A 7,564-nucleotide genomic window follows, 5' to 3' on the forward strand; every position below is an offset into this window, starting at 1 on the left:
GCCAACGGCATCACCCGCACGGCGTCCACACCGGACTCCTTCAGCGCATCGTAAGCCGCGTCCAGCCAGCCATTGACGGAGCCACGCCAACCCGCTTCTTGCGCCTTGATTCGCGTCTTTCCTGCCTGCGGCATTTTGGCTTCCTCTTTGATATCTGATGTCCCGGCAACTGTACGCGGCTGCGTGCAAGGCGTACATAAAATGTACATCAACGTACATTTTTTAGACGACGGTGGACACTGGAATTATTTTCAAGAGGGGGCATCGGCCAGACTTCACCAGAAATGAAGACCTCGCCCTGATCATATATCCCGATTAACGACGACTTCCAAAGGGCCGTACCAGCTCTCCAACGTCAGCCAGCGACTCCAGCCGCGCGACCGTCCGCTCCAGTTCTACAATCGTGGAAAAAGGAAGACGCCCTTCGCACAGCGACCGAAACTTTTGTATGAGCCGCTCTTGTTGCGCGCCGAGGTCCGTTTCCGGCTGACTTGAATCATGCCGGCGCTCCAGTTTCCGTCCGTCTCGCAATGTGATCCCTACAGTCGTTTCCGGCACTCGCAATGCCGGGTCCAGAATCACCTGCGCCAACCCCTGCAAAGCCAACACCTGCGGATCCACCACGCTCAGCTCATTAAAGGCCTTGGGGTCAGCGGTGTTTTTGCCGAGCAACGCCATCGCTACCGTGTGCTTGAGGCTAAACCTGGCCTGCATCGGCGTGGCAGGCCTGGCGATGTTGCAGATGTCGTCGCAATGAGGGTTTACGCGAATATCAATCGCAACGATGTCGGAAACTTTCATGGCTTCAGTACGAACCAGGTAAAGCGCACTTTCAATGGCCGAATGGGTTTCGTAGCAAGTGTTGTGATATTTGAAGAGATTGGTTTCCAGATGAAAGCCATAGGCCGGTGCGGCGTCTGTGGTCTCGACAGCAAAATCGGCTACATAGCGGGGTGTTCTCAGCGCGCAATGCACGGCCATGTTGCTCGAGTGCGTCCGTGCGAACCCGAGGCGATGACCGATCATATCCTCGGAAACATCCACGCCTCTGTGCGCCAGCAGCGCAGCCACCAGCCCACTGCGTGCAGCCTCTCCAACCTGCAGCGCCTTGCACGAAGACCCGAACGCCGCTTTCAGCCCTGCCGCACGCGTCGATGCAATGCCCAAGGCCCGTGCGGTCGTTTGCGCGTCGAGGCCGAGCAAGCGAGATGCTGCGGCAGCCGCCCCGAAACAGCCCATCGTTGCCGTCGCATGAAAACCTTTCGCATAATGATTGGGGGCGACCAATTGACCGACGCGGCACGAGGTTTCATAACCGGCAACAAACGCCTCCAGCAGTTGTGCACCACTGGCCTGGAGGTCTTCACCCAGCGCCAGCGCCGCTGCCAGCACCGGCGCGGTGGCATGTCCCGGAATGGAAAAATTGACGTCATCGTAGTCAAGCGCATGGGACGCCATACCATTGACCAGCGCTGCCGCCGAAGCAGGAAGGCGATCCACCTGACCTACCAGCGAGCAGCGAGGATGGCCGCCCTCCGACACCATGAGCCCGGCCAGCGTCTGCGAAACGGAATCATCGGCGCCGGCCACGGTGACGCCCAGCCAGTCGAGTACAGCCTGGCGGGCAATGCGCAACACCTGCGGGGGAATATCCTCCAACCGGAGGCTGACGACCAAAGACGCCAACTCAAGGGTGATGTTCTTGTTTGTATTTCCCATAACGTCCTCAACCGGAATGTCGCGTTCTTGTTTTGTCCACGTTTCCGGTGATCGTCAAACAGGGTTCAGGTCAGCTCAAGCGAGATAAAGTCCCGATTCGCTTGATCAAAAATCAATGCATACCACTCCCGTCTAAAACGTCTCAGGCTTGATTTTTCCTCAACAACAAAAGGCCAAAAACTCGTTTGTCTGCGGCATGGGTTACTTCTGTAATCCCCCTCGTCACTACTCGACAATAACAACAACGAGGCCACAGACATGTCCACCAAAGAAAAGAAGCCCATCTATAAAAACCTCACGTTCCAGGTAGTCGTCGCCATGGGGCTGGGTATCGCTTTAGGCTTCCTCGCGCCGGAACTGGCTGTCAAATTCAAAATGCTTGGCGACCTCTTTCTCAAACTGATCAAGACCGCCGTGGCGCCCTTGGTGTTTTTCACGGTGGTCCAGGGCATCGCCTCGGCAGGCGATATCAAACGCGTCGGCAAAGTCGGCATGAGAGCAATTATTTATTTCGAGGTGGTTTCCACCCTCGCCTTGGCCATTGGTCTCTTGTGGGGCAACTTGCTGGATATCGGCGCCAACATGCACGGCGCCCACCCAAATAGCGCGGCAACAGCGGCAGCCAACGCGGCCGTCGCCAAAGCCCACGCTCCGGCATCGACCATGGAGTTTATTTACAGCATCTTTCCGGACAACTTCGTCGGTGCGTTCTCCGGCGGGCAAATGCTCCAGGTGCTGGTTATCTCGGTGGTGTTTGGTTTCGCTCTGCTGGCTCTTAAACCGGAACGTCGCAACTTCATTGAAGACGGATTGCATCGGATCTCCGAATGCTTCTTCGAATTCATTAACCTGATCATGAAACTTGCCCCACTCGGCGCCTTCGGTTCCGTGGCCTATGCCGTCGGCAGCAACGGCAGCGCGGTACTGATGTCATTGGCCAACCTGGTGCTGATGTTCTATGTGGTGGTCGCCTTCTTTATCCTCATCATCCTGGGCGCGATATGCCGACTGTCCGGGTTCAGCCTTTGGCGATTTATGAAGTACATCAAGGATGAAATCCTCATCGTCCTGGGGACCGCCTCTTCGGAAAGCGTCCTGCCGCGCCTGCTGCAAAAACTTGAAAAGTTTGGCTGTTCCAAACAAAGCGTCGGCCTGGTGCTGCCCACCGGGTATGCGTTCAACCTGGATGGCACATCGATCTACATGTCACTCTGCGTGCTGTTCATTGCCAACGCCTACGGCGTGCCACTGAGCTGGGACGAGCAGCTGGGAATACTTGCCGTCATGCTGCTGACCTCCAAAGGCGCGGCAACCGTGAATGGCGGCAGCTTTGTGGTCTTCGCCGCGACAGTAAGCGCCATCGGCGTGTTACCGGTTGAAGGACTGGCGCTGATTTTTGGAGTGTATCGGTTTATGTCGATGGCTAACGCACTCTGCAACACCATTGGGAATAGTGTCGCTACGGTCGTGGTGTCGAGATGGGCCGGGGAGTTTTCCGAGCAGACGGCACAGGTTGAATATGAACGTGCTCTTGGCCGGATGCCTAACGCGGCGCTTTGATGACGGGCCAAGATGCTTGACCGACGAGAGTGCCGTAAGGGCGGCACTCATCGCTTGAATCAGCATTCAACCGGCAATGCGAGTCGGCACAGCCGAAAGCTAGGGCTGCTTTGTACAATCTATGAATCTCGACGTCCGAATTTCACGTAGGAAACCACAACCTGTGGCGAGGGAGCTTGCTCCCGCTGGGCGGCGAAGCAGCCCCAAAATCCGACAACATTTTAAACATGCCTACATCCCGTAGCCGCTGGCGAAGCCTGCGTTCGGCTGCACAGCAGCCGCAAATCCGGCACGCACGGTTCAGCTGGCATTAAACACGTTCTGATTTCCCGACTGTTATTCAGCTGAATGCAGGATCCGCCATCAGCCACAAAGTAACGATTTTGGTCCTACACACCCGTTTGCAGGCACCAAAATCGCCGCCTATATTCGACCCGTCGCTGACCGCAGTTAGCGATTGGGTTTCGCAGCCCTACAGAATAGAATCAGCCGGCACCGTCATAAGACACCCAGGCGAGCTTCGCCTGTGTCGCAGTTTATGGCGGCTGTGCGTGGGAGACTTTCGAGTCTGCCGGGTTTGATTCTTCCTGGTCTGCGAACCCGCGCACAGTTGCCACCCATTTTGTTTCGCAGCAAAAAAGGTGGCGGTTCATTCCTTTAATAAAGAATCTTATCCAATGCCAACAAACAATCCGCCCCGCCGCTTCACCCCCATGTCTCAACTCGCTACTGACTACCCCGTCCTGCTCATCGACTACGACGCCCCACTGCGCGAACTCCACAACTGCCTCAGCGAACGCCTCAACGCCGTCCTCAAATACCTCAACCTCATGGCCTGCACCAGCCTCCCCGACTATGCCGAACACGACATCAACACCGTCACCAACATCGCCCGGATCATGGTCCAGGATGTGAGCGATGTGTTTCGGGTGATTGAGCAGCGTGGGTTTGATGTACCCAAGAGTCAGTGATCAAAGTTGAGTCGTAAAAAAACCCGCACTGAGTTGCGGGTTTTTTGTTTTGTTCAGGCCTGTCGAGTTGACGAGTGAATTGTCTTCTCTATCTGCGCGGCGACATCCTTCGCACCAAAACACCGGAATTTAACGCTGCCAGCGCCGGTATCCAGACGGATGATCTTCGTCATGAACCCGCCTTCAATAGTGACCTTTCGGATGAATGCCAGTGGGAGCTCAATATCCAGCGTCCCGTCCTGAACGAGGCGGTTCATGGCATTGGCACTCAAACGAACCATTTTTTGCGTCAGCTCCATCTTCCCGCCGACCCAAAGTCCTCCGTATGCTTCCTTGAAGGCCTCCAGCACATCGCCCAACGCGTCCACATCCCCTGCCTCGGCCATGGAATACAAATCGTCCACGTTGTCGTAATTCACCTCGGCATCGGCCACCAGAAAATTGACCAACTTCGACTTCAAAACCTGTCCAGTCAACTTTGTCTCTCCATAATTTGAGTCGCAGCCCTGAAATCCAGATGCCTTAGTCGGTACAAGCGACGTCCTATTGGGCGGCCAGTGCTCATGTTAATATGCCATCACTCTTTCAATGAAGTACACCCGCATGGATGCCACGTCCCGCCCTTCCAGCTTTGTTTCACTGCTGACCGTTGCCGTGATCCTCTCTGGATGCCAAGCAACAAAACCCGCTCAAGTTACAACACCTGAGGCCCAGCCGGGTTTTGCGGTTTTCAACAGTGTGCTGTTCGAAACACCCGAACCGAACTCGATCGTGCGCGAGGGTGATCGGATCACCTATCTAGTGACTTCGTCCCCAAGTCCGGAACTCCATTATCTGGCCCGTTTCGACGCCCACTGCAGCCAGCCCGATGCGCAGATGGCTTACCGCAGCAAAGCGGGAATGTCGCTATTCGCCGCCAACCCGCGAGGGCGTTCGGAAGACTCCCGACAATTGCCTGCTGAACAAAAAAGCCGGTACCTGCAAAGTGCGCAGTTGAAGCAGGTGTGTGCCCAGACAGCACCTCCTCAATGGCGCGTGTTCTCCGCACCCGAGCATCAGGATTGGCAGATGATCGACCGCAGCAGCCTGAAAGTAACAGGTGATGAGGTGACTTTCTGGACGGCCCGCGTACTGCCCGGCGAGATGTTGATGCCCGGCAAAAACGCCTTGTATGGGCAGGTACGCCAGCGGTGGACGGCCAACTGCGCCCTGCAACAACTGACCGCGTTAAGCCGTTTTTACCTTGATACTCAGAGTCGTGTACTCGCTGGAAGCATGCAGACAGATCTTAAAGCCATCGGCTCGCAAAGCCTCAGCGCCGATGAGCGTCAGCTGGTTCAAGTGGCCTGCGGCAAACCGCAATCGCTAGACCAATACACTCAATTTGAAGGGCGTGAGCAGTCGCCTTTCGAATTACCGGCCCCCGTCGTTGCCGCCCCGGTGTTGAAAGCCATCGAGGCATTGAACATGCCCAAACCGGAGAAAAGCATTCAGCACCTACGCCGGGTGTTCAGGGATAACTCCCAGCCAAGGCAGTATTCAGATGAAGGCGTGCGGCTCAACGGGCGTGACTCGACATACCTTTCAGGCAAGACGGGTAATCAACTGACGGAGCGTTATGAAGACCGACGCGGTCAGTGGGCCAAAGCCACGTTCCGAGGCCTGATTGTCCTGGCTGAAAGTCAATTCAGCAGTCGTGCAGGTGAGATAACGATTGAGGATAAGGCGCTGACGAACCTCAACTTCGAGGGCGATTGGGCGCACATGCCGGTCGGCGCACTCCTGCGATACACGGCGCAAGAAATGCGGCTTCAATACACTAACGGCGGGAAAGGTCCCAGAGCCCTGGTGCCCGTCGACGACAGATACAGCTGTGAGGTGCAGTCGCAGAAACCTGCGAGCACGTATCACCCGAGTTTGACCGGGACTGCCAAGGTACTCAGCTGCATAAAAGATACTTACCAATACAGCACCGACATTTACGTCTACCTCGAGGCGTATGGAATGTTTGTGCCGTTCCAATACGTCACGAAGAACGTGCTGGGCGAATGGACAATTGAGGTGGTGGAATCTTGAGTGGCCCGGCCTTTTTGCATTTTTTGCAGCGCTACCCTTGCTCGTGCGAAATTGCGCTCCATTTGACCGCCCGCTTGCGTTCGACTTGACCAATCATTTGCATTGGTTCTGATCACCGATTGCATCGGATTTGACAAGCACACTTTGTAACCATGATCGGCAGAGCACGGCCAGAGGCGGACATTCTATTCAGAGTGATTGGCACCGCCAGCCAGTCCGCAACCTCTCGCCTTTTGGGACTCGCATAAACAGCCTAAGATGCGTTTTGAAAACGGCCGGAAAGCTGAGATGAATTCCGAAACTTCAAACGCCCTGCTACCGATGCGGAGAGCCTGTCACTTTGAATTATGGAAAAGACGTTGCGGTTGTAGAGGACTTTCAAAGGCTTGCGCGCAATATAGACATTCAGTTTCCTGAACGCCTCGCGACTCTCATGGGAATAGCGCATACGCATCCAGCGACGGCCGCACTGAGTAGCCTTGAAGATTTTATATGGCTTGATGCCGAAGAGGCCGAGCGAGAAATCAATGAGTGGCTTAATCCTGATGACCAGCAAGGTCGAACCTTTCTTCCCTTTGCGGCTACAGGCGGCGGTGAGCCTTATTGCGTGGTTAGATTGGAAAACGGCGCTTCGGGGATTGCTCAGGTACTTCATTTTGCACAGCCATCTCCACTTGCCCATGCCGATATCTCTTCGTTCGTGACAAGGGAATACGTGCGCGTCGCTAGAGATCTGTCTAGGCTACCACCTAAAGCAGACTTCAGTGTTGCACTGAAAAGTGAAGTGGCATTGATCCAAACGGCTCTGCTACCCGCAGATTATGCACTTCTTGAGGCTATTTTCAGTCGACAGTGTGTTGCCATGAACTACCAGGCAGGGCCTCGAAGTATCCCGAAAATTGTCAAAGCTTTCATTTCTCAAGACGAAGAGGAATCTTTAGCCGCCCGACTGCGCCATCCGAGCCCAATTGAGTTCGAAGCTCTTCGTGCCTGGATGCGCTAATTGTCCATTTCGTGCTCGGGGCCTAAAAATGGGCAAGTTTTGGCCAATAAATGACTGCCGTGAATGGCCGCAATGAGTAGCACTCGGCCCTCTTTTAAAGGCACCGATCGGCCAGAAGCAGTCACTCGAACGAGGTTTTTACCTGATCGGTAGGAGGCATTAAAGACAGCTATGACACTTTCCAAAGGCGACTTCATAAAACTAACCCACGTCGATTCTACGAAGGCTGTGTATG

At 55.1% G+C, this 7,564-nt stretch carries 7 protein-coding genes and 1 pseudogene; 4 read left to right on the forward strand and 4 right to left on the reverse strand.

Annotated elements, in window-relative coordinates; genetic code table 11:
* Positions 1–134, reverse strand: a pseudogene (locus QMX98_RS30025) (TetR/AcrR family transcriptional regulator); the annotation flags it as partial.
* 181 nt (positions 135–315) lie between these two features.
* A complete protein-coding gene (locus QMX98_RS30030) occupies positions 316–1,719 on the reverse strand; it encodes an MmgE/PrpD family protein (protein ID WP_282411837.1) in 1,404 nt (467 codons plus the stop codon).
* A gap of 258 nt (positions 1,720–1,977) precedes the next feature.
* Between QMX98_RS30030 and QMX98_RS30035 the strand changes: the two genes are divergently transcribed.
* The gene (locus tag QMX98_RS30035) at positions 1,978–3,279 is read left to right on the forward strand and encodes a cation:dicarboxylase symporter family transporter (protein ID WP_145308313.1); all 1,302 of its coding nucleotides are present in this window, start codon (positions 1,978–1,980) and stop codon (positions 3,277–3,279) included.
* A gap of 677 nt (positions 3,280–3,956) precedes the next feature.
* Entirely contained in the window at positions 3,957–4,250 is a 294-nt protein-coding gene (locus tag QMX98_RS30040; RefSeq protein ID WP_282411838.1) for a fructose-bisphosphate aldolase, read from the forward strand.
* A gap of 53 nt (positions 4,251–4,303) precedes the next feature.
* Here QMX98_RS30040 and QMX98_RS30045 read toward each other — a convergent pair whose 3' ends face one another.
* The gene (locus tag QMX98_RS30045; RefSeq protein WP_282411839.1) at positions 4,304–4,726 is read right to left on the reverse strand and encodes a hypothetical protein; all 423 of its coding nucleotides are present in this window, start codon (positions 4,724–4,726) and stop codon (positions 4,304–4,306) included.
* 127 nt (positions 4,727–4,853) lie between these two features.
* On the opposite strand from QMX98_RS30045, the gene QMX98_RS30050 reads away from it, so the two are divergent.
* Together QMX98_RS30050 and QMX98_RS30055 are read left to right on the forward strand one after the other, a co-directional pair.
* Positions 4,854–6,326 (forward strand): hypothetical protein, encoded by a 1,473-nt coding sequence (locus QMX98_RS30050; RefSeq protein WP_282411840.1) that lies wholly within the window; start codon positions 4,854–4,856, stop codon positions 6,324–6,326.
* Between the two features lie 340 nt (positions 6,327–6,666).
* Positions 6,667–7,329 (forward strand): SMI1/KNR4 family protein, encoded by a 663-nt coding sequence (locus QMX98_RS30055; RefSeq protein WP_221106337.1) that lies wholly within the window; start codon positions 6,667–6,669, stop codon positions 7,327–7,329.
* On the opposite strand, the gene QMX98_RS30060 is transcribed toward QMX98_RS30055, so the two are convergent.
* Positions 7,326–7,564: hypothetical protein (locus QMX98_RS30060; RefSeq protein WP_282411841.1), on the reverse strand; the 239-nt coding region annotated here is incomplete at its 5' end. The two genes, QMX98_RS30055 and QMX98_RS30060, sit on opposite strands and share 4 nt — an antisense overlap.

Origin of the sequence: Pseudomonas sp. PS02303, assembly GCF_029959925.1 — a bacterium.
Lineage (GTDB): Bacteria > Pseudomonadota > Gammaproteobacteria > Pseudomonadales > Pseudomonadaceae > Aquipseudomonas > Aquipseudomonas mandelii.